We start from the raw sequence: 25,165 nt of genomic DNA, 5'->3' as shown, positions 1-25,165 counted from the left end.
CTCAATTGCTGGACCGCCGCGGTGCCTGAGGCAGCAAGTATTGCAGGCGAGATCGACCGCACCAGTGGCACGCCGATTTACGTACAACTCCGGGAGATCCTGCGGGCCTTCATAGCCCAATCATGCCCTCCAGGTTCAGCCCTTCCCTCGGAGCGGGATCTCTCTGACCGCTTTAGTCTGGCCCGGATGACGGTACGCCAGGCCATTGACGCCTTGGTTGGTGAGGAGGTCATTGAACGTGTAGTAGGGCTGGGGACTTTCGTGAGGAAGCCCAAGCTGGATCTTCAAGTGAAACTGACGTCCTACAGCGAAGAGATGCAACGCCGAGGTATGGTCCCGGCCGCAAAGGTACTCAGCTTCGAGCAGATCGCAGCCAGTGCGTTCCTGGCACGGGAGCTACAGCTTGAGGAAGGCACGCCTCTGGTCCGGTTCAGGCGTTTGCTGCTCGCTGACAATGAGCCCATGAGCGTTGATGAGAATTTCATACCCGCCCATCGCGTCCCAGGCCTGTTGGATGAAGCGCCGCCGACATCCCTGTACAACGTCCTCAGCGAACGTTTTGGTTTGGTCATGGAGTGGGGCGAGGACATGATTGAGGCCACGGCAGCGTCGCCCTCCACCGCCCGGCTTCTCAACGTCGATGTCGGTGCCCCTTTGCTTAAGATCCAACGCCACGCCTTCGTGGCTCGTGCCATGGTGGACTATTCAGTTTCCTACTATCGGGCTGACCGCTACAAGCTCTGGGTGCCCCTCCAACGCCCCGGAGTGAGGCCCACCCGCAACTACTCCTCGGGGTACCGCACCCAGCCGTAGCACCCGCATGGACGGCGCACCTCCACCTATAGAAACAACTGCACATAAAGCAAGGGCCCGGTCCAATGGACCGGGCCCTTGCTTATGAGAGTTCCAAGCGTTAGTGGCTCAGGCTCTTCTGGTCTTCGCCTGCTTCAATGGCTTCATGGTGGCCATGTGCGTGGGCGGCTTCGAGTTCGGCGGGTGTTGCCGGAGCGACACGGTCCTCGAAGAACCATCTGGAAAGTGCCGCGCGGCGCTTTTCCTTGCTGGTGACAACACCGTGCTCGTTCGGCTCGGCCGGCAGGGGAGCCGGTGATTCGAATCCAACGAGTTTGTAGCGCTTGTATTCATCCAGTGGAGCGTGGACCTCGATGAACTCACCGTGGGGGAGACGGACAATACGTCCGGTTTCCCGGCCGTGCAGGGCAATCTCGCGGTCCTTGCGCTGGAGGGCGAGTGCGATGCGCTTGGTCACGATGAAGGCGATGACCGGGCCGATGAAGAACAGTGTTCGCAGCCAGTAGGTCACGTCGTTGAGGGACACGTGGAAGTGAGTTGCGATGAGGTCGGAACCGGCGGCTGCCCACATCACGCAGTACCAGGTAAAGCCTGCAACACCGATCGCTGTGCGGGTGGGCACGTTGCGGGGACGGTCGAGAACGTGGTGTTCGCGGTTGTCCTTGGTGACCCAGCGTTCGATCCACGGGTACATGAACAGGACGGTGAAGATAATGCCTGCGGGTACAAGGGCCGGCAACAGAACGTTCAGCGTCAGTACGCGGCCAAAGATGACCCATTCGAAGTGGAAGTCATTGATGACACCCGGCATGAGGCGCAGGGCACCATCGACGAACCCGATGTACCAGTCCGGTTGGGTGCCGGCGGACACAGGCGAGGGATCGTAGGGACCATAGTTCCAGATCGGGTTGATCGTAAACGCGGCCGCCATGAGTGCCAGGACGCCGAAGACGATGAAGAAGAATCCACCGGCTTTGGCTGCGTATACCGGGCCGAGCGGGTAGCCGACGACGTTGCCGTCATTGCGGCCGGGGCCCGGGTACTGGGTGTGCTTGTGCACAACCACCATGAAGAGGTGGATCACGATCATCAGCAGGATGAGTGCCGGGACCAAGAGGATGTGCAGGACATACAGGCGGCCGATGATGGCGGTTCCCGGGAATTCCCCACCGAAGAGGAAGAAGGAGATGTATGTTCCGATTACCGGGATGGACTTGATAACGCCATCGATGATGCGCAGGCCGTTGCCGGACAGCAGGTCATCGGGGAGTGAGTAACCGGTGAAGCCGGCTGCCATCGCCAGGATGAGCAGCACGCCGCCCACTACCCAGTTCATTTCACGGGGCTTGCGGAAAGCGCCAGTGAAGAAGACGCGCAGCATGTGCACGCCCAAGGAGGCCACAAAGAGCAGGGCTGCCCAGTGGTGCACCTGACGCATGAACAAACCGCCACGAACGTCAAAGGAGATGTTCAGTGACGAGCTGTAAGCGACGGACATTTCGACGTTGTACAGCGGAGTGTACGAACCCTGGTAGTGGGTTTCCGCCATGGACGGATCGAAGAAGAAGGTCAGGAAGGTACCTGACATCAGCAGGATGACAAAGGAGTACAGCGCCACCTCACCGAACATGAACGACCAGTGGTCGGGGAAGACCTTCCGGCCGAACTCACGCAGGATGCCGGAGCCACCCACGCGCTCGTCCACGAAGTTGGTGAAACTACCAACCTTGGTCTTCGGAACGAAGGGGGCTTCAGCTGTTGATGAGGCGCTCATGCTCGTCACGCTCCCAGTAACTCGGTCCTACAGGTTCTCTGAAGTCGCTGGTGGCGACGAGGTAGCCCTCTGCGTCAACTGCAATAGGCAGCTGGGGGAGCGGACGGCTTGCCGGTCCAAAGATGACCTTGCATTCCTGCGTGAGGTCAAACGTGGACTGGTGGCACGGGCACAGAAGGTGGTGCGTCTGCTGCTCGTAAAGAGCAACGGGGCAGCCTACGTGCGTGCAGATCTTGGAGTAAGCAACGATTCCGTTGTAGCTCCAGTTTTCACGGCCTTCCGAGGGGTGCAGTGAGTTCGGATCCAGGCGCATGAGCAGGACGACGGCTTTCGCCTTTTCGTTCAGCTTGCCTTCGTGGAGCTCATTGAGGCCTTCGGGAATGACGTGGAAGGCAGAGCCGATGGTGACGTCCGAGGCCTTGATGGGAGTGCCATCGGGGTCGCGGGTCAGGCGCTTGAGCTTGCCGCCTTCAGGAGCCCACATGGTGTGTGCCAGAGCATCGTCAGGACGCGGGCCCAAGTCGCCAAAGATGGCGAGAGCAGGCAGCGGGGCAAGTGCAACTGCACCAAGAAGGGTGTTGCGGATCAGCGGGCGGCGCTTGATGCCGGTCTCTTCGACGATGTCGTCGACGATCCGGACAGCTGCCTGGCGATCTTCTTCGGTGCGGATGGCGTGGCGCTCTTCAGACACTTCGTGATCGGGCATCAGGGCCTTGGCCCAGTGCACGATACCGGTGCCGATGCCGAGCATTGCGAATGCCGTGCCCAGCCCCAAAAGGAGGTTTTGGTTACGGATGGTCGCAATGGTGGTGTCGTCGCCCAGATCGATGGCGAAGTACGCCACCAGGAAGACCAGCGTGCCAATGACGGAGGTGCCAAACAGAATGGCTACCTGACGCTCGGCTCGCTTTGCGGCTACCGGGTCCGTGTCAGCCAGGCGCAAACGATGCGGAGGGAGTCCAGGATCCTGGAACTTCTCCACCTCATTCTGACCAGCCGTAGCTACGGTGCCCGAGTGGTTCGGACTGCCGTCACTATGGTTGCCCATAATTCGCCTCATCCTTCTCTCGTTGTCTCGGCCGGGGCCGAGTTATTTTCAGTTTCAAACTGCTGACTGTGCAGCAGAAGTTTTGTTGTGTCCGGATCAGGACGTGCGGGACGTCAACCAGATGGTGAATGCGATGATGACACCCAAACCGGCAACCCAGACGAAGAGGCCTTCAGACACCGGGCCAAGTGCTCCCAGGTCCGCGCCACCGGGTGAACCGTTGGCTTCGATGGTCTTCAGGAAGGTGATGATGTCGCGCTTGTCTTCAGGAGTGACATTGGAATCACTGAACACAGGCATGTTCTGCGGTCCGGTCACCATGGCCTCGTAGATGTGCTCTGCGCTGACGCCAGCCAGTGCGGGAGCAAACTTACCGCGGGTCAGTGCACCGCCGGCTGCGGCTGCGTTGTGGCACATGGCGCAGTTGACGCGGAAGAGTTCGCCACCATTGGCGGCATCCCCCTTGCCGTCGAGGAGGTGTTCCTCGGGAATGGCCGGACCTGCTCCGAGGGAAGCAACGTAAGCGGACAGCTGCTTGGTCTGCTCTGCGTTGAACTGGGCGGGCTTCTGCTGGGCCTGCGGTCCGCTCATCTGCATGGGCATACGTCCGGTGCCAACCTGGAAGTCAACAGCTGCAGCACCCACGCCGACCAGCGAGGGGCCGTCCTGGGTTCCGGACGCACCCATGCCGTGGCAGGTGGCGCAGTTGGCGGCAAAGAGCTTGCCGCCTTCTTCTACGTCACTGGCGCTGTAGCTGGTGGTGTCGGCCTTGGCCTGGTTGACAGTTGTGGCAACGGCGTACAGCCCACCAGTGAGGAGGAGGCCCATCAACAGCAGCGCTATGGCTGCCAGTGGGTGACGTCGCTTCTGCGATAGTGCCTTCACGTGGTGGTTCCTTTATTCGATCCTGCGTCGGCTCCGCGAGCCGCTTCTTGAAATTCTGCCTCTTGTAGAAAAAGAGTCAAAGCCGGGCTTACTTGAGGACGTAGATGACCAGGAAGAGGCCGATCCACACAACGTCGACAAAGTGCCAGTAGTACGAGGTGACGATCGCCGACGTCGCTTCAAAGTGTCCGAACTTCTTGGCTGCGAAAGCGCGGCCAATGATGAACAGGAAGGCGATCAGGCCGCCAATGACGTGCAGGCCGTGGAAGCCCGTTGTCATGTAGAAGGCGGAGCCGTAGGCGTTGGAGGACAAGGACACGTGCTCGGAGACGAGCATGGCGTATTCCGTGGTCTGTCCGGCTACGAAGAAGGCACCCATGATGAAGGTGAGGACAAACCATTCAGACATGCCCCAGCGGGTGATTTGGAGCGGGCGGCCGGTACGGCGCGGTTCGAGCCGCTCGGCGGCAAAAACGCCCATCTGGCAAGTAAACGAACTTGCCACAAGGACGATCGTGTTGACGAGCGCAAACGGGAAGTTGAGCTTGGCCGTCTCCTCGGCCCACATCAGTCCGGATGTGGAGCGCAGGGTGAAGTACATGGCAAAGAGGCCGGCGAAGAACATCAACTCACTGGACAGCCAAACAACGGTTCCAACAGAAACCAGGTTGGGGCGGTTCAGCGTCGGGTGCGCCGGGGTACTGGGGGCATGGGTCGCAGATGTCACAAGGACATTATGTCTGTAAAAGTCCAGAGTTCCCAATGCAAACCACCGATTCGGGAGACTTTTTCTACAAAGACGCGAAATCGCGCGGAAAAGTTCCCGGCTGCGTTCACATTGGTCATCGGCGTGGCAGGGTCGATAGCATCAGTGGGTGACTTCTCCGGCATCGGCACCTGCAGCCAGCAATACCTGGCCTGGGCTCATCTCAGCACTGATCAACGGCGACAACCTTGCAGTGGGCAATACAGAGTGGGCCATGAACACGATCATGTCCGGCGAAGCGACTCCTGCGCAGATTGCCGGGTTCCTTGTTGCCCTCCGGGCCAAGGGCGAAACGGTGGAAGAATTGGCCGGCCTGGTCCAAGCCATGGTCCAGCACGCCAACCCGATCGGGATCACCGGCGAGAAGCTCGACATCGTCGGAACCGGTGGAGACCGGCTCAATACCGTGAATATCTCCACCATGGCAGCACTCGTTGCTGCCGGCGCCGGTGCCAAGGTGGTCAAACACGGAAACAGGGCAGCTTCGTCGACTTCCGGTTCGGCAGATGTGTTGGAGGCCTTGGGTGTTCGGCTGGACCTCTCCATCGAGCAAGTGGCCCGGAACGCTGAAGAGGCAGGAATCACCTTCTGCTTCGCCCAGGTTTTCCACCCTTCATTCCGGCATACGGCTGTGCCCCGCCGCGAATTGGCAGTTCCCACTGCCTTCAATTTCCTGGGTCCGCTGACCAACCCGGCTCACGTGCAGGCCTCGGCTGTGGGCGTCGCCAATGTCCGGATGGCTCCGCTGGTGGCCGGCGTGCTGGCCCGCCGCGGCAGCCGTGGACTGGTCTTCCGTGGGGATGACGGACTGGATGAGCTCACGCCTACGGGACCATCCACAGTCTGGGAAATCAGGAATGGCACAGTCGCCGAGCAGGTGTTTTCTCCGGGGGAACTTGGTATCGGTCCCTCTACGGTGGCCGATCTCCGTGGAGGTGACGCTGCCGCCAACGCGGGAGTTGTCCGCGACATCCTCAACGGAAAGACGGGCCCGGTGCGGGACGCCGTGCTCCTCAACGCAGCCGCAGGCCTGGTGTCCTATGACCTGGAGGCCGAGGGAACCCTGACTGAACGCATGCGTGCGGCATTCGCCCGTGCGGCCGAGTCGGTGGACTCAGGGAAGGCTGCCGGCGTCCTATCGAAGTGGACGGAACTCAGCCGGAGCGATCTTTAAGGCAGGGTGCCGCTTACTCGAAGCCGAGCGCGAACGCCGCGTCAAGATCGTGCTGCGAGTAGGCCCGGAAGGCAATGTGGGTGGTGGTATGCACCACGGAACCCACCTTCGATAACTTGTCGGCGATGACGTCGGCCAACTCTTCGTGCTTGGTCACCCTGGCTACCGCTATGAGATCCCATTCACCCGTCACTGAATAGACCTCACTGATGCCCTGGATGGCAGAGATTTGCTCTGCGGTCTCCGGGATGCGTGAGGCATCTGTCTTGATCAGGACGAAAGCGGTGATCACGTGGGGCCTTTCCGGAAAAGCATCATTGCGGACTGTTTCAGCCTAGTGCATCGGCAGGGGACAGGCCCTGTTCAAACGCGGCGTCGCCGCCTCCGGGAGGCGCGCAGCCACAGTGCGGCTACGGCCCGGTAGCCGAGCAGGAAGATCCCGAGGGTGATTAACGCGACGATCACGAAAGGCAGGACCACTGTTTGGCCTGTAACGGCGCGGAGCAGCATTCCTACCAGCACTGCGCTGATCCAGACGAGGACCCCTGTTGGCCATAAAGCCAAGGGCGTGCGCCAGACGCGCGCTGCCAGCCAAGCAAGGGCTGCTCCGGTCAGGAAGGGCCACGCCGTGGCGAAGGCACCGGAGACTATGTCTCCACGGGCGTGCGCGTCCCTGCCGATGGCTGCGAAGACGAGAATCAACAGAACGTCCGCGATGGCTATGGGTATCCATAGTCGTGATGGTGATGGCATGCCTCTGACACTATCCGGGGTGTCACGCCGGCGCGAAGTCGCGTTTGCTTGAGTGGAGCGTTGTGTGCAGCGGCTCACAGTACTAGCGTCTGTCTGGGGAGCAGGGCTTCCCCCGAACGCGGAGGAGTGGTTCATGCAGAAGATTTCCACCTGTCTATGGTTCGATGGCCAGGCGGCCGAGGCGGCAGAGTTCTACACATCGATTTTTGATAAATCCTCCGTAGGGCAGATCATGCCCGGGCCCGATGGCCACGCCCTGACCGTTGAATTCGAGATTGACGGCCGACGCTTCTTGGGCCTCAATGGTGGACCGGCCCACAAGTTCAATGAGGCCGTCTCCCTGATGGTGAACTGCGGGTCCCAAGAGGAGGTGGACCGTTACTGGGATGCTCTCCTCGCCGGGGGAGAAGAGAGCATGTGCGGGTGGCTGAAAGACAGGTTTGGTTTGTCGTGGCAGATTGTCCCCACGGCCATGTCCGCCCTTTTAGGTGGCTCGGATCCCGACGGGTCGCGGCGTGCCATGGAGGCCATGATGCAGATGCGGAAACTGGACATCAACATCCTTCAAAAGGCGTACGACGGCGGTTGAGGACTTTGCGGAACAGGCGCCATCCGGCGCAGTCACCTTGCCGCACTGTGACGAATGCACCTCTGTGACCAACCAAACATCATCCAGAAGGAGACCGAACAATGACAACCCGTCTTAACCCTTACATCTCATTCCAGGACAACGCCCGCGATGCCATCACCTTTTATGAATCCGTCTTCGGTGGCGAACTGAACATCAGCACTTTCGGCGATTACCAGGCAAGCCAGGATCCTGCCGAAGCCGACAAGGTCATGCACGCCATGCTGGAAACCCCGGGCGGGTTGACGCTGATGGCGGCTGACACGCCCGATGGCATGCCTTTCAACCCGGGAGACAACATCTCAGTGTCGCTGAGCGGCGAAGAGGCCGACGAAAGTGAGCTCCGGGGCTACTGGGACAAACTGGTTGACGGCGGCACCGTCACCGTACCGCTGGAAACGGCACCCTGGGGTGACACCTTCGGAATGTGCGTCGACAGGTTCGGCATTGGGTGGCTGGTGAACATCGCCGGCGCGCAACAGGGGGACCGGGCCACCGAATAGCGCCGCAGCCGAGGGCTGAATGCCCCGCCTTTCCCGGAAAGGCGGGGCATTCGTGGTTCAGCTCATCTCATCCGCTTGCCGCTGGGGTCAAGTCGATGACCCATGTGTTTTGGCGTGCGCAGGACTATGGAACGGTCCATGATCTCGGCAAAAGGCAGTCTCTCGCCCAGTTGCCGCTCCAGCACTGTCATGTCCTCGACCCGGCGCAGCCATACGGACATGATGATGGAGTAGATGCCTCCGGTGGTAGTCACGATTCGGACCTCCTCCAGGCCGGACAGCCTCCGCGCCACCACTTCCACCTTGGTAGCCGGTACGCGCATGAAGTACCAGACGCACACTGGCCAGGGTGTGTAGGACCTGGCAACTTCCAGCCGCAAAGCCAAACGGTCATCGGCGATCACCGTGGCGACGGCGTTCCTTGCCTTCGCGGGACTGATGTCCAGCACCCCGGAAATCTTCGCTATGGAGGTGCGCCCATCCGCTTTGAGGAGAGCGGCAAGGTGTTTTTCGTGGTCGGCGGTGATACCGCGCCCGGTCGACGCGGGCTCTGGCAGGTTTCGTTCCAACAAGCGTGCTTCGTCGCCATGCAGGGAGCGGAGCCGCCACTGCTTTGCGTCGGTCAGCAGTTTGATCGATCTGTGGGTGCGCGTACTGCGAATACCTTCCACTGTGCAGAGCCGTTCAAGCAGGAAGTGGCTCAAGTCGGCCTCCGTCGCGCACAAAAGAGTGATTACCAGATCCCTGCCGCCGGCCGTTTGGTCGATGGTCAAGACTTCCGGATCACCGGCAAGTTCTTCAGTCGCCCGGAGGATGCTTGCCGGCGCACAGTCGATCTCTACGATGGCCCCGGAGTATTTTGTCCCCAATCCTGGATAAGACGTGACCCACGCCAATCCTGCGTCCTTCAGCGCAGCCCATCGCCTGGAAAGTGTCCCGGCATCGGCGCCGACGATGGGTGCCAGAGCAGCCCACGGGGCGCGCGGACGGATTTGCAGTGCGTGCAATAAGCGAAGATCGCGCTCGTCCAGATCATAATCCTGCATTGAGTCCCTTATTCCCGCTCTAAACCTGCATTCTGTGACCATTGCCTGCCTAATTTGGGTGCGCTCAACACCCCCTTCCGAAAGGCAGAAATGTCGCAGCAACCCGCTACCCCGGGCCGGCAGTTCAACCCCCCGCACCGGGTGTTGGTACATCCGCCGGGTGGTCTGGGCGAACAAGCCGGTCCGCTGCCACACCACATCACGTGGATCCTCATGAGTTTCACTTGGTTGATCTGGTTCGTCAGGGGGATCTCGCGGCGTTCAGTGAGCTCTACAGGAGTCATCTTGCGGTGGCAGGCTACGTCGCGCGTGCGGAAACGGACAACTCCAGTGACGCGGAAGATGTGGTCGCGGAGGCCTTCGCCTCGGTGTTGGAGGCCTTGCTGGCGGGCAAGGGGCCGAGGGAGTCTTTTCAGGCCTACCTGACCACCACCGTTCGGCGGATGGCCCACCGCAGGAATATCCGCAGCCGGCGTGCTGCCACCCTGGGCTACAGCAGCGTTATGGATGTTCTGGTCCTTGACGAAAACTCGACCATCAAAGCCTTCGAGGCAACGATTTTGATGCGTGCGTTCCGTTCCTTGCCGGTGCGGTGGCAGGCCGTACTGTGGTGTGTCGAAGTTGAGGGTCTGAAGCCGGCGGCAACGGGGCGTGTCATGGAACTGAGCCCCAACGGGGTTTCGTCGTTGCTAATCAGGGCGAGGGAGGGCCTGCGTCAGGCCTACCTCCAGGAACATGTGGCCCGGAGGCCCGACGACCCCTGCGTTGACTTCTCCCGGCACTTCGGCAAGTTCGTGCGAAACGCGGTGCGGAGGGCTGCGCGGCAGCGCATTGCCCACCATCTATCAGGCTGTCCCCGCTGTGGTGATGTGGTGGCCTACCTCAGGGAGATCGATGAAGCCATGACGGAGCGACCCAAGGGCGATGCCTCCACGGTGACCTGAGGCATGGCACTAAGCTGCCTTCCCTTGCATCAGACAAATCCTCTTTGTTAGTATGTCAGGACAAACTACAAAAGGAGTCGAGATGCCGCTGGTTCGAATTGACGTAAACGCCGGCAGGAGTCCGGAAGATCTGGATAGGATCAGCCGAAGTATCCATGATGCGATCCTCGCTGAGTACGGCATTCCCGAGCGCGACTACTTCCATATCGTCACGGAGCATGCCGAAGGCCAGATTTATGCCCAGGATGCCGGGTTGGGTTTTGAGCGGAGTTCGAACGTCGTCATGATCCAAATATTCACCCAGGAGGGGCGGGGCCGCGAAGCAAAGCAGTCCCTGTTCGCGGCTATTGCCGCGCGGCTGGGTGAGGTTGGGGTGGCAGGTCAGGATGTTTTCCTCGGATATGTCGAAAACACTGCAAGCGACTGGTCCTTTGGCTTTGGCCGTGCCCAGTACGTGACGGGCGAACTGACGGTTCCGCGAAAGTAGGCTCCGCTGCAAGGCTCAGTGGCGTCGCCGCCGGGCCCGCGAAGTGTGTGCTTCCGGGAGCAGCTCGGGGTAACTACGTTTCGTTGTAAATATGTCAGTACAAACCTTTGACAGGACATTGATTCTGGTGCAGAGTAGTCATGTGGCCCCGCTCACTGAGGGGTGGCAAGGCATTGGGGCCCAGCGCTCAAAGGTTCAGAGTTCACAAGAGAAAGGTCAACGATCATCGTGACCCACGAACTGCTTACGATCGGGCGCATCAGCGTTGATATCTACCCGAACGACATTGGGGTGGACCTGGAAGACGTCACGTCCTTCGGCAAATACCTTGGAGGTTCGCCCTCCAACGTGGCCGTCGCTGCCGCACGCCATGGTCGCCGCTCGGGAATCATCACCCGCACCGGTGACGACGCGTTCGGTAACTACCTCCACCGGGAACTGCACAAGTTCAACGTGGACGATACTTTCGTCTCGCCGGTCAAGGAGTATCCCACGGCCGTGACCTTCTGCGCGATCAAGCCGCCCGAAGACTTCCCCCTGTACTTCTACGGCCGTTTTCCCACCGCCCCCGACCTGCAGATCAAGGCTGAAGACCTCGATCTCGACGCTATCCGGGACGCCGGGATCTTTTGGTCCACCGTCACCGGCCTCTGCCAGGAACCCAGCCGCAACGCCCACATCAAAGCGCACGAGGCCCGCCCCCGCGCCGGACTCAAGGAAGGCCAGTTCACCATCCTGGACCTGGATTACCGCCCGATGTTCTGGGCTTCCGAAGAGCAAGCCCGTGGAGAGGTTGCGAAGGTTCTCCCGCACGTAACAGTGGCAATCGGCAACGACAAAGAATGCGCTGTTGCCGTAGGCGAGGGAACCCCCGATGAGCAGGCGGACCGCTTGCTGGCTGCCGGCGTCGAAATTGCCGTCGTAAAACTCGGGCCCGAAGGCGTCATGGCCAAGACCCGTACCGAACGCGTGGTTTCCGCACCGGTCCCCGTGGAAACCCTCAATGGCCTGGGTGCCGGCGATTCTTTTGGTGGCGCGTTCTGCCACGGTTTGTTGTCGGGCTGGCCGCTTTCCGAGGTGCTCGACTACGCCAACGCCTCCGGTGCGATCGTCGCTTCCCGCCTTTCCTGTGCCGATGCAATGCCGACGCCGGATGAGGTTATCTCGTTGCTGGCAGCGCGTGGCCGGCCTGTGCCCGGTGCAGCACGAACGGCGTCCACCCTCGCAGAAGGAGCAGTGCGATGAGCCTCAATGATGACCCCCGCCGGTATGAGCACTTGAGCCGTGTCCGGTTGGAGGACCCGGAGGCCGTAGCCCGGGCGGCCGCCACCCGGCGAAGGCATCCAGGACTGAAGCATGGCACGCAGAATTTTATTGTGGCAGCTGACCACCCGGCACGCGGCGCGCTCTCCGTTGGTTCGCAGCCGATGGCCATGGCTGATCGAAGGGATCTTCTGGATCGTTTGCAGATTGCCTTGGCGAACCCCGCCGTTGATGGCATCCTGGCCTCGCCGGACATCATGGACGACCTCCTGTTGTTGGGTGCCTTGGAAGGCAAGCTCGTCTTCGGTTCCATGAACCGCGGTGGCCTGGCAGGCCTGGTCAACGAGTTCGACGACCGCTTCACCGGTCACACCGCGGCCGCCCTGGAAGCGCTCGGTGCGGATGGCGGAAAGATGCTGACACGCATCTGCCTGGGCGACCCGGACACTGTGGCCACCCTCGAAGCCACGGCCAAAGCCATTGACTCCCTGGCCGAACGCAAACTCATTGCCATGGTTGAGCCCTTTCTCTCGGTACGCGATTCTCATGGCAAGGTGCGCAACGACCTCCGCGCGGACGCCGTCATCAAGTCGGTCGGGATCGCCGAAGGCCTGGGGTCGACCAGCGCATATACCTGGATGAAACTGCCCGTGGTGGAAGAGATGGAACGTGTCATGGCTTCCACCACGCTTCCCACCGTCTTGCTGGGTGGAGACCCTGCCGGGACGCAGGACGAGATCTTCGCCAGCTGGAAGGCAGCGCTGGCACTGCCCGGCGTTCAGGGCCTCACCGTTGGGCGGACACTTCTTTACCCGGCCGACGGCGACGTGGCCGGTGCCGTAGCGACGGCTGCCTCGCTGCTGAACAATACGACGCCTGAGGCCACCTCTTCAGGTGATCGAGGCTTGTCAGAACGTATTCCAGTGAAAGTATCGGAGTAGCTAGCAATGGGTACAGCAACCCGTCGGATGACCGTGGCGCAGGCCGTGGTCGAGTTCCTTTCCAAGCAATACACCGTGGATTCCATCAATGGCATGGAGTATCGTGAGCGGTTGATTCCGGGCACGTTCGGTATCTTCGGGCACGGAAACGTGGCCGGTGTGGGTCAGGCGCTGAAGCAGTACCAGGCTGCGGACCCTGCGATCATGCCGTACTACCAGGGCCGCAATGAGCAGGCCCAGGTACATCAGGCCGTTGGATACGCCCGGCACACACGCCGCCGCCAGACGTTTGCCATCAGCACCTCCATCGGTCCGGGTTCCTCGAACCTGCTGACCGGTGCAGCGTTGGCCACTACCAACCGTCTTCCCGTGCTGCTGTTGCCGAGCGATACGTTTGCCACCCGCGCAGCCGACCCCGTCCTCCAGCAGCTGGAACTCCCGTACGCGTATGACATCACGGTCAATGATGCGTTCCGACCGTTGTCCAGGTTCTTCGACCGGGTGTCCCGTCCGGAGCAGCTGTTCTCCGCGTTCCACCATGGATTGCGTGTCCTGACGGACCCTGCCGAGACCGGAGCGGTGACCATTTCGCTGCCGCAGGATGTCCAGGCCGAGGCTTTGGATGTCCCGGAAGAGTTCCTGGCCGAACGTGAATGGCGGATCCGGCGACCCGAGGCCGAGGACGAGGACATCCGCCGCGCCGTCGAGGCCATTCGCGCCGCAAAGCGCCCCCTGATCATTGCCGGCGGCGGCGTCCTCTACGCATACGCCAACGACGAACTCGCCCGGTTCGCTGAACTGACCGGTATCCCGGTAGCCAACACCCAAGCAGGCGTCGGCGTCCTGCCGTGGGACCACAAGCACTCGCTCGGTGCGATCGGTTCAACGGGCACGACGGCGGCCAACGCCATCGCTGCGGAAGCGGACCTGATCATCGGGATCGGCACGCGCTACGAGGACTTCACCACCGCGTCCCGCACGGCGTTCCAGAACCCGGACGTGAAGTTCGTCAACATCAACGTCGCGGCGATCGACGCGTACAAGCACGGCACCACGCTGCCGATCGTCGCTGATGCCCGCAAGGCGCTGGTGAAGCTCAACCAGGCCCTGGGCGGTTACCGCGTTGGCGTCGACCTTGAAGAGAAGGTCGCAGCAGAGAAGAAGCGCTGGAACGGAATTGTGGACGAGGCGTTTGAGACCCGTTACACGCCGTTGCCGGCACAGAACGAGATCATTGGGGCCACCAACAAGGCGATGGATGACCAGGATGTTGTCATCTGCGCCGCGGGTTCGCTGCCGGGTGATCTGCACAAAATGTGGCGTGTCCGTGACCCCTTCGGTTATCACGTGGAATATGCCTACTCCTGCATGGGCTACGAAATTCCCGGCGGTTTGGGCGTCAAGCGCGCCGCACTGGCTGAAGCGGCCGCTGGCGGTGTCGACAGGGATGTCGTGGTCATGGTGGGGGACGGCTCCTACCTGATGATGCACACCGAACTGGTCACCGCCGTCGCCGAACGCATCAAGCTGATCGTGGTCCTCATCCAGAACCACGGCTACGCCTCCATCGGTTCGCTCTCCGAATCCCTCGGCTCGCAGCGCTTCGGCACGCAGTACCGGGTCCTGGACAAGGAACAGCACAGCTTCGACGCCGGCGAGAACCTTCCCATCGACCTCGCCACCAACGCCGAATCCCTCGGCGCGAGAGTCATCCGGATCGAACCGGGGGAGCACGTCATCGACGCCCTCGGCGCTGCCATCAAGGAAGCCAAAGCCGCTCCGGAAACAGGCCCGATCGTGATCCACATCGAGTCTGATCCTCTGCTGGACGCCCCGAGCTCCGAGTCCTGGTGGGACGTTCCCGTCTCGCAGGTCTCTGACCTCGAATCCACCCAGCAGGCCTACAAGACGTACACCGACCATAAGAACCGCCAGCGCAAACTGCTCGGCTGAATCTTAGACACACAGACCCTACATACCAAGGAAGTCCGCACATGTCGACGACGACCACACTGACCACCATTCACCACTTCATCAACGGCGCTGAAACCACCGGCGAAGGCGACCGCACCCAGCCCGTGTACAACCCGGCCACCGGCCAGGTTTCGGCTGAACTTCGCCTGGCCAACGAGGCAGACCTGAACACCACTGTGGATGCGGCGAAGAAAGCCGCTGAGTCGTGGGGTGACATCTCCCTGGCCAAGCGCACCGCGGTGTTGTTCAAGTTCCGCGAACTCGTCGCCGCACACGTGGACGATCTCGCCGAGCTGATCACCGCCGAGCACGGCAAGGTCCTCTCGGATGCCAAGGGCGAGATCGGCCGTGGCCTGGAAGTCATCGAGTTCGCCTGCGGAATCCCGCAACTGCTCAAGGGTGACTACTCGGACCAGGTCTCCACCGGCATCGATGTCTTCTCCTTCCGCGAGCCCTTGGGCGTCGTGGCAGGTATTACCCCGTTCAACTTCCCGGTCATGGTGCCGCTGTGGATGGCGCCGATGGCCATCGCCACGGGCAACGCCTTCATCCTCAAGCCCTCCGAGCGCGACCCATCCGCCCCGATGCTCCTGGCAAAGCTGTGGAAGCAGGCGGGCCTGCCCGATGGTGTGTTCCAGGTCCTGCACGGCGGCAAGGAAACCGTCGACGGGCTGCTGACCCACCCGGACGTGGACGGCATCTCCTTCGTTGGCTCCACCCCGATTGCCCAGTACGTCCACGAGACCGCTACCAAGCACGGCAAGCGCGTCCAAGCCTTGGGCGGGGCGAAGAACCACGCCATTGTGATGCCCGATGCCGACCTTGACAACGCAGCTGACCACCTCGCTGCTGCTGCTTTCGGCTCTGCGGGGGAGCGCTGCATGGCCATCTCTGTTGCCGTTGCTGTGGGTGACGCTGCGGACCTGATCGTGAAGAAGGTCGAAGAACGTGCCTTGGCCGTGAAGGTCAAGAACGGCACAGAACCCGACGCCGAAATGGGTCCTGTCATTACCCCCGCCTCCAAGGAACGGATCGTCAAGATCGTCACCGAAGCCGAAACCGCCGGCGCGGCCATGGTGGTTGACGGCCGCGACCTTGTGGTCCCCGGCCACGAAGACGGCTTCTGGGTAGGCCCCACGGTGATCGACCACGTGAGGACGGAAATGACCGCCTACACCGAGGAGATCTTCGGGCCGGTCCTGGTAGTAGTCCGCGTCGCCGACCTCGAAGAGGGCATCGCGTTGATCAACTCCAACCCCTACGGAAACGGGACCGCGATCTTCACCTCCTCGGGTGCGAACGCCCGCAAGTTCCAGCGCTCGGTCACCGTGGGCATGGTCGGAATCAACGTGCCCCTGCCCGTCCCGGTGGCCTACCACTCCTTCGGCGGCTGGAAGAATTCCCTCTTCGGCGACAAGCACATCTACGGCCCCGAAGGCGTCTCCTTCTACACCCGCGGCAAAGTCATCACCTCACGTTGGCCCGAACCCACCCACGCCTCCGGCGCCTCGTACAACTTCCCCTCCAACTAATCCGTTCCCACCGCCGCAAAGGAAGACAACGCCGTCATGACTGATGTCGAGAACAAGCTGATCATCGGTACCGCCCCCGATTCCTGGGGTGTGTGGTTCGCAGATGACCCCCAGCAGACTCCATGGGAGCGATTCCTGGATGAAGTAGCGGAGTCCGGCTACAAGTGGATTGAACTGGGGCCGTATGGCTACTTGCCCAATGACCCCACCCGGCTGGCTGAGGAACTGAAGCAGCGCGACCTCAAAGTCACCGCGGGAACTGTCTTCACCGCGTTCCACCGTGGCGCGAAGCAATATGACGAAGCATGGGAGCCCGCCAGGAAGGTTGCCGAACTCACAGCCGCCATGGGCGGTGAACACATCGTGGTCATTCCCGCGATGTGGCGCGACGACGTCACTGGCGAAGCTGTGGAGAATGGCGAACTCACGGACGAGCAGTGGGCTGACCTGTTCGCAGGCCACAACCGCATGGGCAAGGTCCTCTTGGAGGACTTCGGGCTGCACCAGCAGTTCCACTCCCACGCCGACTCCCACGTTGGTGCCCAGCAGGACATTGAGACCCTTCTTGCAGCCACGGATCCGCGGTACCTGAACCTCTGCCTGGACACTGGGCACGCGGAGTACTGCGGCGCGTCCAGCCTGGAACTCATCAAGAACTACCCGGACCGCATTGGATACCTGCATCTGAAGCAGATCAATCCTGAGGTCCTCGCAGAGGTCAACGAAAAGAACATGACCTGGGCAGCCGCCAACCTGGCCGGTGTCATGACCGAGCCGCCGAACGGCCTCCCCGATTTGCGTGCCGTCATCGAAGCCGTCGAGGCGCTCAACCGGCCGATCTTCGGCATCGTGGAACAGGACATGTACCCGGTAGCCTTCGACGTACCCATGCCGATCGCCAAGCGAACCCGCAATTACCTGCTGTCCTGCGGATCCCGTACCAGGGTCCAGTAAGACCGCCAGCAACAGCCACCCAGAAGAACTTCACGAAGGACAAATACAGTGACCAAGACTCTCCGCGTTGCCGTCATCGGTGCGGGCCGCATGGGTGCGGACCACATCAAGCGCCTCAGCACCCGCATCCACAGCGCTGAAGTTGCCGCCGTCGTCGATGTCGACCTTGCCAGGGCGCAGGCCGCCGTCGAGGGCATCAATGGCGCGGTCGCGCTGTCCAGCGCCGATGAGGCGCTGAACAACGGCGACGTGAACGCCGTCCTGATCGCGACCCCCGGCTTCCTCCACGAGGAAATTCTGTACAAGGCCCTGGAGAAAGACTTCCCGATTCTCTGTGAGAAGCCCCTGACGCCGGATGCCGAAAGTGCGTGGAAGGTTGTCCAGGCTGAGCAGGCCTTGGGCCACAAACGCATCCAGGTGGGCTTCATGCGCCGCTTCGATGCCGAGTACTCGGCATTGGGTGCCATTATCCGCAACAGCGAATTGGGGGAGCTGTTGATGCTGCACCACCAGCACCGCAACCCGAGCACGCCCGAGGGCTTCACCAACGAGATGCTGATCAACGACTCTGTGGTCCATGAGTTCGACGCGATCCGCTACTTCACCGGCGAAGAGATCACCTCCGTCCAGGTCCGCTTGGGCAAGCCGACGCGAAGCGCGCCGAACGGCCAGCATGACCCGCAGCATGTGTTGCTGGAGACCCAGTCAGGTGTGCTGGCCGACGTCGAAATTTACGTCAACGCAAAGTTCGGCTACCAGGTGGCCACGCAGGCCTCCTTCGAAGACGGGATCGTCAGCATCGGTGGCGACAACGGCCCCTATGTTCAAAGTGCGGGCAAGTGGGGCGGTAACGTCACGCCCGGCTTCGAGGACCGTTTTGGGGCAGCGTACGACGTCGAGGTGCAGGCTTGGGTGGACGCCGCCCTTCGCGGCGGGATCGGCGGTCCAACCGCCTGGGACGGTTATGCCACCGCTGCCTGCTGCGAGGCAGGCGTCGAAGCCCAGAAGTCCGGCGAAAAGGTAAAGGTCCAGTTGAACACCAAACCGGATCTTTACAAGTAGGGGATGGGCCATGAAGATCGCACTTGATCCCACGCCGTTCCACCACAGCCACAGCCTGCTGGAGTTCCCCCGGGTGGCTGCAGACCTTGGCTACAAGTACCTGCAGATGACACCGCATGCGGACCTCATCCCGTTCTACAACCACCCCAAGGCGGATGACGAACTGGTGACCAAGCTGAAAGCAGCGTGTAAGGACGCCGGTGTCGAAATCGCCTCCGTCCTGCCCGTTCTTCGCTGGTCAGGACCGGACGAGGATGCCCGGGAGGCAGCCGTTCGCTACTGGAAGCGTGCCATCCAGATCGCGGTTGACCTCGGCGTCCAGACCATGAACACCGAGTTCAGCGGGCGTCCGGAGAAGGCCGAGGAATCCGAGCGCGCGTTCTACCGCTCCATGGAAGAGCTGTTGCCGATCATTGAACGCGAGGACATGGACGTGCTGATAGATCCGCACCCTGATGACTTCGTGGAAGACGGACTGGCAGCCCTGCGCGTCATACGGGGCGTCAACTCGCCGAACATCGGGATGGTTTACGTTGCATCGCACAGTTTCCACATGGGAAACAAACCATTGGAGATTATGCGGGCAGCAGGGGACAAGCTCCGTTTGGTGCACGTCTCAGACACCATGAACCACCACGCCTCCCACGGCCTGCGCTACATCACCAACCCGCCCGGCAATGCTGTCCGCGTCCACCAGCACCTGAAGATCGGCGACGGCGACGTGAACTGGGACGAGTTCTTTGGCGGTCTGAAGGAGATCGGATTCCTGGATAAGGCGAACACCGTGATGGTCTCGTCGGTCTTCGCTGAGGATGAGAATGCGGAGGACGTCTCCATCTACCAGCTCAAGACAATGGTGGACTATGTTGCCCGGACAAACTAAGGGGCGGTAGCGGGAAAAGGAAACCATGACCAAGTCTTCTTCCATCGAGACCGAAACTGGTCGGCCAGCTGTCCCACCCTCCACTTCCGGGAAGACCGGCAAGCCGACTGATCCAAAGAAATTTCTCCGCAAGGTAGCGCTGTTCTCCACGTTCGGCGGACTGCTGTTCGGCTATGACACCGGCGTGATCAATGGTGCATTGCCGTTCATGCAGAAGGACCTCGGCCTGACTCCGCTGACCGAGGGTCTTGTCACCTCAACGCTGCTTTTCGGCGCAGCATTCGGCGCGATCAGCGCGGGACGGTTGTCTGACCGGTTTGGACGGCGCAAGACGATCATGGGCCTGGCCCTGATCTTCGCCTTTGCCACCGTGGGTTGCTCCCTGGCGCCAAGCACGGAGCTCCTGGTCCTTGCCCGTACAGTCCTGGGTCTCGCCGTCGGCGGTGCCTCGGTCATCGTTCCCGTCTATCTGGCGGAGATGTCGCCGGCTGCCCAGCGCGGCAGGATCGTTACGCAGAACGAGCTCATGATCGTCACCGGCCAGTTCCTGGCCTTTACCTCCAATGCGGTGCTGGGAAACCTGTTCCCGGAAGAGATGCACGTGTGGCGCTGGATGCTGGTACTCGCCACGCTTCCTGCCGTGATTCTGTGGTTCGGCATGCTCGTCCTGCCGGAGAGCCCACGGTGGCTGGCGTCAGCCGGTCGATTCGGCGAAGTCCTGGAAGTGCTGCGCGCGACACGGAGTGCAGGGGATGTCGGGGCAGAGTTCGACGAAGTGCGCCAGGCGGCCAGGGAGGACTATCAGTCCAAACTCGGCACGTTCAAGGATCTCGCCGTGCCTTGGATACGCAGGATCTTCGTGGTCGGTCTTGGCATGGCCATCATCAACCAGATCAGCGGCGTCAATGCCATCATGTACTACGGGACAACCATCTTGTCCTCATCCGGATTTGGGGACCAAGGTGCCCTGATTGCCAACGTCCTCAACGGCATGACGTCCGTGGCGGCCGTCATCGCGGGCATGTATTTGATGACGCGGGTGCGCCGGAAACCCATGCTCATTGCGGGGTTGATCGGGACGGCGTCATCACTGACGGCCATTGCGCTCATTTCCCTTGCCTTGCCGGAAAGTACGTTGCGTGGCTACCTGGTGCTGCTGTTCATGGTGACGTTCCTTGCCTCCATGCAGGGATGCATTGGAACCGTGACGTGGCTGACCATGTCCGAGATCTTCCCCATGCACGTCCGTGGCATCGGCATGGGTATCTGCGTTTTTGTGTTGTGGATGATCAACTTCCTGATCGGCTTCTTCTTCCCGCAGTTGGTCTCGCTGATGGGAGTCTCCGCGACATTCTTTATTTTCGTGGCGCTGCAGTTATGTGCCATTGTGTGGGTCAAGCGCACTGTTCCGGAGACCAAGGGCAAGTCCCTTGAGGAACTTGAGCACCTTTTCAAGGAGAAGGCCGGAGTTACCGGCTGACTGGCAATATTGGAGCAGGGCCTCTTCAGAGTGCAATCACACCATTCTCCAGCGCGCTGCGGCGGGCCGCGTCCAGGACTTCGAGGGTCTGGATCCCTTCTGAGGCCGGAACTGGTTGGGGGCCTTCGCCACGGATTGCCCCTGCGAACTCTGTGTCGAAGCCGGCGTAGTTTCCCTGCGCGGACGGGACAAGCTCTCGCCGGCCCCTCCGGGCCAGTGTTCCCCAATTCTCCTGTGCGTCGATGCCCCACGATCCGGGATCAGTTGCCGGCCTGAGCCCCTGCATCAAGGCTTCCGCTTGAACATCGGATCCCGAGGCGATGTAGCTGCCCTCGCTGCCGTAGGCGCGTAGTTCACGGGTGGTGGAGTGGTTCAGCTTACTGGCGGACACGCTGGAGATTGCCCCCGAGGCATGGGTCATGGTGACAAAGAAGCCGCAGTCCGTTCGCTCCCCGAACCGGTCAGTCCAATCGAGGGTCGCGTGCACGTGGCTCGCCCGAACGAATGGCTTCCATCACCAGGTCATAGCGGGTGTGCGGTGGGGTGGTGATGGTGACGGCATCAACGCCGGAGGCGATGAGCCCACTCAGGCTCGCGTAGGTGGGCGGCCCCGGAAAGTCGGACTCGAACGATGACTTGGTTGCCTCCGAACGGGCTACAACCCCCACCAGCTCGATGCCTTCGGCCGCTTCAATGAACGGTGCGTGGAAGTACTGCCCACCTGCTCCGTATCCGACGATGCCAATGCGCATATCTTTCCTCCTGATGATGTTGTGGGTAAAAAGAGGGGGACGGCGCGTTGGCGCCGTCCCCTCGGAGTCGGGATGTCATGCCCGACAGTTCAATGTTGTTTAGGTTTGGGCTGGCTTCAAGGATGCTGACAGAGCCGAATCTGCGTCCAGCAGGACCTGGGCTGCCACCTGCAATCCTTGGATCCGGCCGAGGGAGACGTCTTCATGCTCGATGTTGACCATCATCTCCGGGTCCACCTCATGCAGTGCACGGAGGAACTCTGTCCAGAACCCGGTGTCGTGTCCCCGGCCCAGGGCCACGAAGTCCCAGGCGGAGTTCTTCGGCCATTCGTTGGCCCATTCGTCCCCGCCGAGGTTGGTGCGGTTCTCGTCTGCGGAAAGCCGGCGGAAGCTGTTGTCAAGTACGCCGTACAGTGCAGCATTCTCCGTGTTGACGCGGACATCCTTGGCGGCTGCCTGGAACACCAACGGGCCCAGTTCGCGGACTACAGCGACAGGGTCCATCTGCTGCCAGAACAGGTGGGAAGCGTCCAGCTCAACCCCGACGTGCGTGGCGCCCGTGAGCTCGATCAGTTTGTAGACGTCCGCGGTGTTGAAGACGATGTTCTGCGGGTGCAGCTCCAACGCCACCTTCACCCCATGGTCCGCAGCAAGGCGGTCGGTTTCCTTCCAGAATTCCGCGGCTACGCCCCACTGATGGTCCAGCACGTCCAGTGCCGCGGAATTCCAAGCATTGACCACCCAATTGACCGTAGTGGCTCCGGGCTCGCCACCGGGCAGACCTGACATGGTCACCACGCGGTTCTGTCCCAGACGATGGGCCAACCGGATGGAGCGGCGGATGTCTTCGGCATGCTTGTCACCGATTTCCCGCTTGGGGTGCAGCGGGTTGCCGTTGCAATTCAACCCTGCAATGGAAACGCCGGTTCCCTCGAAAATTCCGAGGTAATCATCGCGGGCTGCGTCACTCTGGAGGATCTCGTCAAAAGTTGGGACATGCACGGCGGGCAGGAAGCCGCCGGTGTTGATCTCAATTCCCGTGAGTCCCAGATCCGCAATGACTTTCAAAGCTTCCGGCAGCGGACGGTCGTGGAGAATCGCGTTGTAGACGCCGAGCTTCATAGCTGGATCTTCTTTCCGTTGTTCAGGGCGGATTCGGTGACGGCGCCCAGGAGTTCCATGTTGCGTACGCCGTCGTCGAACGTGGCGCAGCGGGGCAGGGATTCTTCGCCGCTGAGCCCTGCCACTTCTTCGAGGAACGCGCGGGCCTGGTACCCGAACGCGTCGTTTTGACCGAAGCCGACCTCCGGAGCGTCCATGGCCAGTCCGCCCGTGATGTACGGGTGGCCTGGGCCAAGGATGACCTGGCGGTAGCCATTCTCGTTGCCGGACCCGTCGTTGAGGAACAGCTGGATTTCGCTGGGGCGGCGCTGGTCGAACTTTGCTGCGCCGTTTGCGCAGAACACCTCAAACTGGAGGCTGTTGGCATGGCCCGCGGCGACGCGGGAGACTTCGAAGCTACCGGCGCCGCTGGCGAACTCTGCGTTGAAGGCTGCGTAGTCGTCGTTTTCCACGGCCTCGAAGGTGTCGCTGACGGCCACGTGGTCGTGACCCATGACGGCGCTCAGCGGTAAGGGCCGCTTGTCGATCACGGTGGTCAGTCGGCCCCCGCTGATGGATGTGATGTCGCCGCACAGGAATTCTGATACGTAGGTCAGGTGGCTTCCGACGTCGGCCAGCGCGCCGGAGCCGGGGCCGCCCTTGTAGCGCCAGCTCATGGGGGCGGAGGGGCTGAACCCGTAGTCGGTCCAGTACCGGCCGCTGAAGTGCAGGACGTTGCCAAGAACGCCGTTCTGAATGAGGTCCCGGATGTAGGCAATGCCCGGGGTGCGGCGAAAGGTGAAGCCGATTCGGGCCAGGTTTCCGCGGCCTTCGGCTGCCCGCGCAGCTGTAGCCATGGCGCGTGCATCCTCCAAGGAATCGCTGAGGGGCTTCTCGCACAACACATGCTTGCCGGCGGCCAGGAGGCCTTCAACTACTTCACGGTGGAGCGAGTTGGCAATGACAACGCTGACTACGTCAATATCGTCTGCTTCGGCGATAGCCTCCCACGAGGTGTCGTGCCGCTCGTAGCCAAAGCGGCGGGCAGCGAGTGAGCCAAATTCGGCGTTGACGTCACCAATGGAAACCAATCGGATCTGCGGCAGCACCGGGCTGTAGAGGGTAGATGCTGTCCGGTAGGCCGCCGCGTGGGCCTTACCGGCCATACCTGCGCCGATAACTGCGACACCAAGGCTGTCAGCCATGATTTCTCCTTTGAAATTTCAGCCGCGGCGAGGAGGCTCAACGGCGTTTTGTAGCGCTACAATTTTGTATGCTGACTTTGAGCGTAGCTATGTCTATATGTCCTGTCAATCATTGTTTGTTCGACGTCCACGGCCTTGGGGGGCATGCCTCATGAATCCACGCAATCCCCAGGTTCGACGACCAACTATTTACGATGTCGCAAAGTCGGCCGGCGTCTCGCCGTCGTTGGTTTCGCTGGTACTGCAGAATCCTGAGCGGGTCAGTGAGAAGCGCCGCGAGTCGGTCCGGAACGCCATTGCGGAGCTGGGATACCGCCCCAGTCGGGCGGCGACCACGCTAGCGAGCAACCGGACCAAAAGTATCGGGCTCGTCATTGACGACTACCGCAACCTCTGGTTCGTTGACCTGCTGCGCGGTATGGAATCCGTCCTGACGGAGCCGGGCTTCCAGGTCATGCTCGCGGACTCGCGTCCGGGTGAAAACCGCATCAAGGAAGCTGCCGATGGCTTGCTTGCGATGCACGTTGATGGGTTGGTCATTGCGGCGGAACCCGGGGCAGCCGTGCTGGGCGGCACCGTAGTTCCTACGGTCGTGGCCGGGTGGCGTCATGGCGTGCCGGCGGAGGTAAGCCTGATAACGAACGACGACGACGGGGGCGGCGCCATGGCCGCGGACCACCTTATGCACCTCGGGCACCGTAGTGTCGGCCACCTTTCTGGATCAGGTGGCGCAGCTGCGCACAGAAGGGCGGGTTTTCAGGGGCGTGCACGGCAGGCCGGCATGGATCTGGTGGTTGTCGGGGAGGAGGGAGGTACCTCGGAAGAGGACGGCTACGCCTCCGCGTGCTGGCTTTTGGACCATCATCCCGGCATTACGGCGATTTTCGCTGCCAACGACACCATGGCGCTGGGCGCCCTCGGTGCCATTAAGGCCCGTGGCCTGGCGGTACCGGAGGATATTTCATTGGTCGGTTACGACAATTCATCCTTGGCAAAGTCGCGCTTGTTGGAGCTGACGTCCGTGGATAACCGCAGTGACTTGGTGGGCATGGAGGTGGCGCGGGCGCTGCTGCATCGAATTACGGGCAACGCCGTGGAAACCCACAGAAAGTTGATCGATCCCGCTTTGGTTGTCCGGGGAACAACCGCTGGACCGGCAGTCAGGCATTGAGGTCAGGTCCCTAAAGTACAAACATA

Annotated in this window: 26 protein-coding genes; 15 read left to right on the top strand and 11 right to left on the bottom strand. The window is 61.4% G+C overall.

The window, feature by feature from the left end:
• The first annotated feature begins 21 nt into the window (after positions 1 to 21).
• On the top strand, positions 22 to 813 hold the full coding sequence (locus tag ACIQLI_RS08695) for a GntR family transcriptional regulator (protein ID WP_400387215.1): 792 nt from the start codon (positions 22 to 24) through the stop codon (positions 811 to 813).
• A gap of 100 nt (positions 814 to 913) precedes the next feature.
• Here ACIQLI_RS08695 and ACIQLI_RS08690 read toward each other — a convergent pair whose 3' ends face one another.
• The 4 genes from ACIQLI_RS08690 to ACIQLI_RS08675 form a co-directional block, all read right to left on the bottom strand.
• Positions 914 to 2,587 carry a cytochrome bc complex cytochrome b subunit gene (locus tag ACIQLI_RS08690; RefSeq protein ID WP_400387213.1) on the bottom strand — a complete coding sequence of 558 codons (1,674 nt, stop codon included), beginning with the start codon at positions 2,585 to 2,587 and terminating at the stop codon, positions 914 to 916.
• A complete protein-coding gene (locus ACIQLI_RS08685) occupies positions 2,565 to 3,635 on the bottom strand; it encodes a ubiquinol-cytochrome c reductase iron-sulfur subunit (protein ID WP_089595180.1) in 1,071 nt (356 codons plus the stop codon). The genes ACIQLI_RS08690 and ACIQLI_RS08685 overlap by 23 nt, the downstream gene beginning before the upstream one ends.
• 96 nt (positions 3,636 to 3,731) lie before the next feature.
• Complete coding sequence (locus ACIQLI_RS08680) at positions 3,732 to 4,520, bottom strand: c-type cytochrome (protein WP_089595179.1); 789 nt, start codon at positions 4,518 to 4,520, stop codon at positions 3,732 to 3,734.
• A gap of 88 nt (positions 4,521 to 4,608) precedes the next feature.
• Positions 4,609 to 5,283, bottom strand: coding sequence for a heme-copper oxidase subunit III (locus ACIQLI_RS08675; RefSeq protein ID WP_198318220.1), 675 nt, complete (start codon positions 5,281 to 5,283; stop codon positions 4,609 to 4,611).
• A 112-nt stretch (positions 5,284 to 5,395) separates the two neighbouring features.
• Here ACIQLI_RS08675 and trpD point away from each other — a divergent pair, with 112 nt between their 5' ends.
• The gene (gene trpD, locus ACIQLI_RS08670; protein ID WP_400387209.1) at positions 5,396 to 6,460 is read left to right on the top strand and encodes an anthranilate phosphoribosyltransferase; all 1,065 of its coding nucleotides are present in this window, start codon (positions 5,396 to 5,398) and stop codon (positions 6,458 to 6,460) included.
• A 13-nt stretch (positions 6,461 to 6,473) separates the two neighbouring features.
• Here the strand turns inward: trpD and ACIQLI_RS08665 are convergent, their stop codons facing one another.
• Positions 6,474 to 6,752: an Lrp/AsnC family transcriptional regulator gene (locus tag ACIQLI_RS08665; protein WP_026540747.1), complete on the bottom strand. Its 279-nt coding sequence runs from the start codon at positions 6,750 to 6,752 to the stop codon at positions 6,474 to 6,476.
• A 71-nt stretch (positions 6,753 to 6,823) separates the two neighbouring features.
• Positions 6,824 to 7,213, bottom strand: coding sequence for a DUF3054 domain-containing protein (locus ACIQLI_RS08660; protein ID WP_354226865.1), 390 nt, complete (start codon positions 7,211 to 7,213; stop codon positions 6,824 to 6,826).
• Between the two features lie 133 nt (positions 7,214 to 7,346).
• Here ACIQLI_RS08660 and ACIQLI_RS08655 point away from each other — a divergent pair, with 133 nt between their 5' ends.
• The gene (locus ACIQLI_RS08655) at positions 7,347 to 7,802 is read left to right on the top strand and encodes a VOC family protein (protein WP_400387206.1); all 456 of its coding nucleotides are present in this window, start codon (positions 7,347 to 7,349) and stop codon (positions 7,800 to 7,802) included.
• Between the two features lie 101 nt (positions 7,803 to 7,903).
• The gene (locus ACIQLI_RS08650; RefSeq protein ID WP_400387203.1) at positions 7,904 to 8,344 is read left to right on the top strand and encodes a VOC family protein; all 441 of its coding nucleotides are present in this window, start codon (positions 7,904 to 7,906) and stop codon (positions 8,342 to 8,344) included.
• Between the two features lie 62 nt (positions 8,345 to 8,406).
• Here ACIQLI_RS08650 and ACIQLI_RS08645 read toward each other — a convergent pair whose 3' ends face one another.
• The gene (locus ACIQLI_RS08645; protein ID WP_400387201.1) at positions 8,407 to 9,390 is read right to left on the bottom strand and encodes an Lrp/AsnC ligand binding domain-containing protein; all 984 of its coding nucleotides are present in this window, start codon (positions 9,388 to 9,390) and stop codon (positions 8,407 to 8,409) included.
• A gap of 224 nt (positions 9,391 to 9,614) precedes the next feature.
• On the opposite strand from ACIQLI_RS08645, the gene ACIQLI_RS08640 reads away from it, so the two are divergent.
• From ACIQLI_RS08640 to ACIQLI_RS08595, 10 genes are all read left to right on the top strand, one after another.
• Complete coding sequence (locus ACIQLI_RS08640; RefSeq protein WP_400387198.1) at positions 9,615 to 10,334, top strand: RNA polymerase sigma factor; 720 nt, start codon at positions 9,615 to 9,617, stop codon at positions 10,332 to 10,334.
• An 82-nt stretch (positions 10,335 to 10,416) separates the two neighbouring features.
• Entirely contained in the window at positions 10,417 to 10,821 is a 405-nt protein-coding gene (locus ACIQLI_RS08635) for a tautomerase family protein (RefSeq protein ID WP_400387196.1), read from the top strand.
• Positions 10,822 to 11,049: 228 nt separating this feature from the next.
• Positions 11,050 to 12,066, top strand: coding sequence for a 5-dehydro-2-deoxygluconokinase (iolC, locus tag ACIQLI_RS08630; protein WP_400387193.1), 1,017 nt, complete (start codon positions 11,050 to 11,052; stop codon positions 12,064 to 12,066).
• Positions 12,063 to 13,025, top strand: a complete 963-nt coding sequence (locus tag ACIQLI_RS08625; protein WP_400387190.1) for a deoxyribose-phosphate aldolase — start codon at positions 12,063 to 12,065, stop codon at positions 13,023 to 13,025. The genes iolC and ACIQLI_RS08625 overlap by 4 nt, the downstream gene beginning before the upstream one ends.
• A 6-nt stretch (positions 13,026 to 13,031) precedes the next feature.
• Positions 13,032 to 14,978 (top strand): 3D-(3,5/4)-trihydroxycyclohexane-1,2-dione acylhydrolase (decyclizing), encoded by a 1,947-nt coding sequence (gene iolD / locus ACIQLI_RS08620; protein WP_400387187.1) that lies wholly within the window; start codon positions 13,032 to 13,034, stop codon positions 14,976 to 14,978.
• Positions 14,979 to 15,019: 41 nt separating this feature from the next.
• Positions 15,020 to 16,531 (top strand): CoA-acylating methylmalonate-semialdehyde dehydrogenase, encoded by a 1,512-nt coding sequence (locus tag ACIQLI_RS08615; protein ID WP_400387184.1) that lies wholly within the window; start codon positions 15,020 to 15,022, stop codon positions 16,529 to 16,531.
• A gap of 36 nt (positions 16,532 to 16,567) precedes the next feature.
• A complete protein-coding gene (locus ACIQLI_RS08610; RefSeq protein WP_400387181.1) occupies positions 16,568 to 17,485 on the top strand; it encodes a sugar phosphate isomerase/epimerase family protein in 918 nt (305 codons plus the stop codon).
• Between the two features lie 48 nt (positions 17,486 to 17,533).
• Positions 17,534 to 18,547 carry a Gfo/Idh/MocA family protein gene (locus ACIQLI_RS08605; RefSeq protein WP_400387179.1) on the top strand — a complete coding sequence of 338 codons (1,014 nt, stop codon included), beginning with the start codon at positions 17,534 to 17,536 and terminating at the stop codon, positions 18,545 to 18,547.
• Positions 18,548 to 18,557: 10 nt separating this feature from the next.
• Positions 18,558 to 19,430, top strand: coding sequence for a sugar phosphate isomerase/epimerase family protein (locus ACIQLI_RS08600; protein ID WP_400387177.1), 873 nt, complete (start codon positions 18,558 to 18,560; stop codon positions 19,428 to 19,430).
• A 25-nt stretch (positions 19,431 to 19,455) separates the two neighbouring features.
• Positions 19,456 to 20,910, top strand: a complete 1,455-nt coding sequence (locus ACIQLI_RS08595) for a sugar porter family MFS transporter (RefSeq protein ID WP_400387174.1) — start codon at positions 19,456 to 19,458, stop codon at positions 20,908 to 20,910.
• Positions 20,911 to 20,935: 25 nt separating this feature from the next.
• Here ACIQLI_RS08595 and ACIQLI_RS08590 read toward each other — a convergent pair whose 3' ends face one another.
• The 4 genes from ACIQLI_RS08590 to ACIQLI_RS08575 form a co-directional block, all read right to left on the bottom strand.
• Positions 20,936 to 21,397 (bottom strand): Gfo/Idh/MocA family oxidoreductase, encoded by a 462-nt coding sequence (locus ACIQLI_RS08590; protein WP_400387171.1) that lies wholly within the window; start codon positions 21,395 to 21,397, stop codon positions 20,936 to 20,938.
• Positions 21,372 to 21,662: a Gfo/Idh/MocA family oxidoreductase gene (locus ACIQLI_RS08585; RefSeq protein ID WP_400387169.1), complete on the bottom strand. Its 291-nt coding sequence runs from the start codon at positions 21,660 to 21,662 to the stop codon at positions 21,372 to 21,374. Before ACIQLI_RS08585 ends, ACIQLI_RS08590 begins: the two co-directional genes overlap by 26 nt.
• Positions 21,663 to 21,761: 99 nt before the next feature.
• Complete coding sequence (locus ACIQLI_RS08580) at positions 21,762 to 22,784, bottom strand: sugar phosphate isomerase/epimerase family protein (protein WP_400387166.1); 1,023 nt, start codon at positions 22,782 to 22,784, stop codon at positions 21,762 to 21,764.
• Entirely contained in the window at positions 22,781 to 23,968 is a 1,188-nt protein-coding gene (locus tag ACIQLI_RS08575) for a Gfo/Idh/MocA family protein (RefSeq protein ID WP_400387163.1), read from the bottom strand. Before ACIQLI_RS08575 ends, ACIQLI_RS08580 begins: the two co-directional genes overlap by 4 nt.
• Before the next feature lie 151 nt (positions 23,969 to 24,119).
• On the opposite strand from ACIQLI_RS08575, the gene ACIQLI_RS08570 reads away from it, so the two are divergent.
• Entirely contained in the window at positions 24,120 to 25,139 is a 1,020-nt protein-coding gene (locus tag ACIQLI_RS08570) for a LacI family DNA-binding transcriptional regulator (protein ID WP_400387160.1), read from the top strand.
• The last annotated feature ends 26 nt before the right edge of the window (positions 25,140 to 25,165 follow it).

Source organism: Paenarthrobacter sp. NPDC091669 (genome assembly GCF_044756725.1).
Classification (GTDB): domain Bacteria; phylum Actinomycetota; class Actinomycetes; order Actinomycetales; family Micrococcaceae; genus Arthrobacter; species Arthrobacter bambusae_C.
This window is presented reverse-complemented; position numbering and strand designations above follow the sequence as displayed.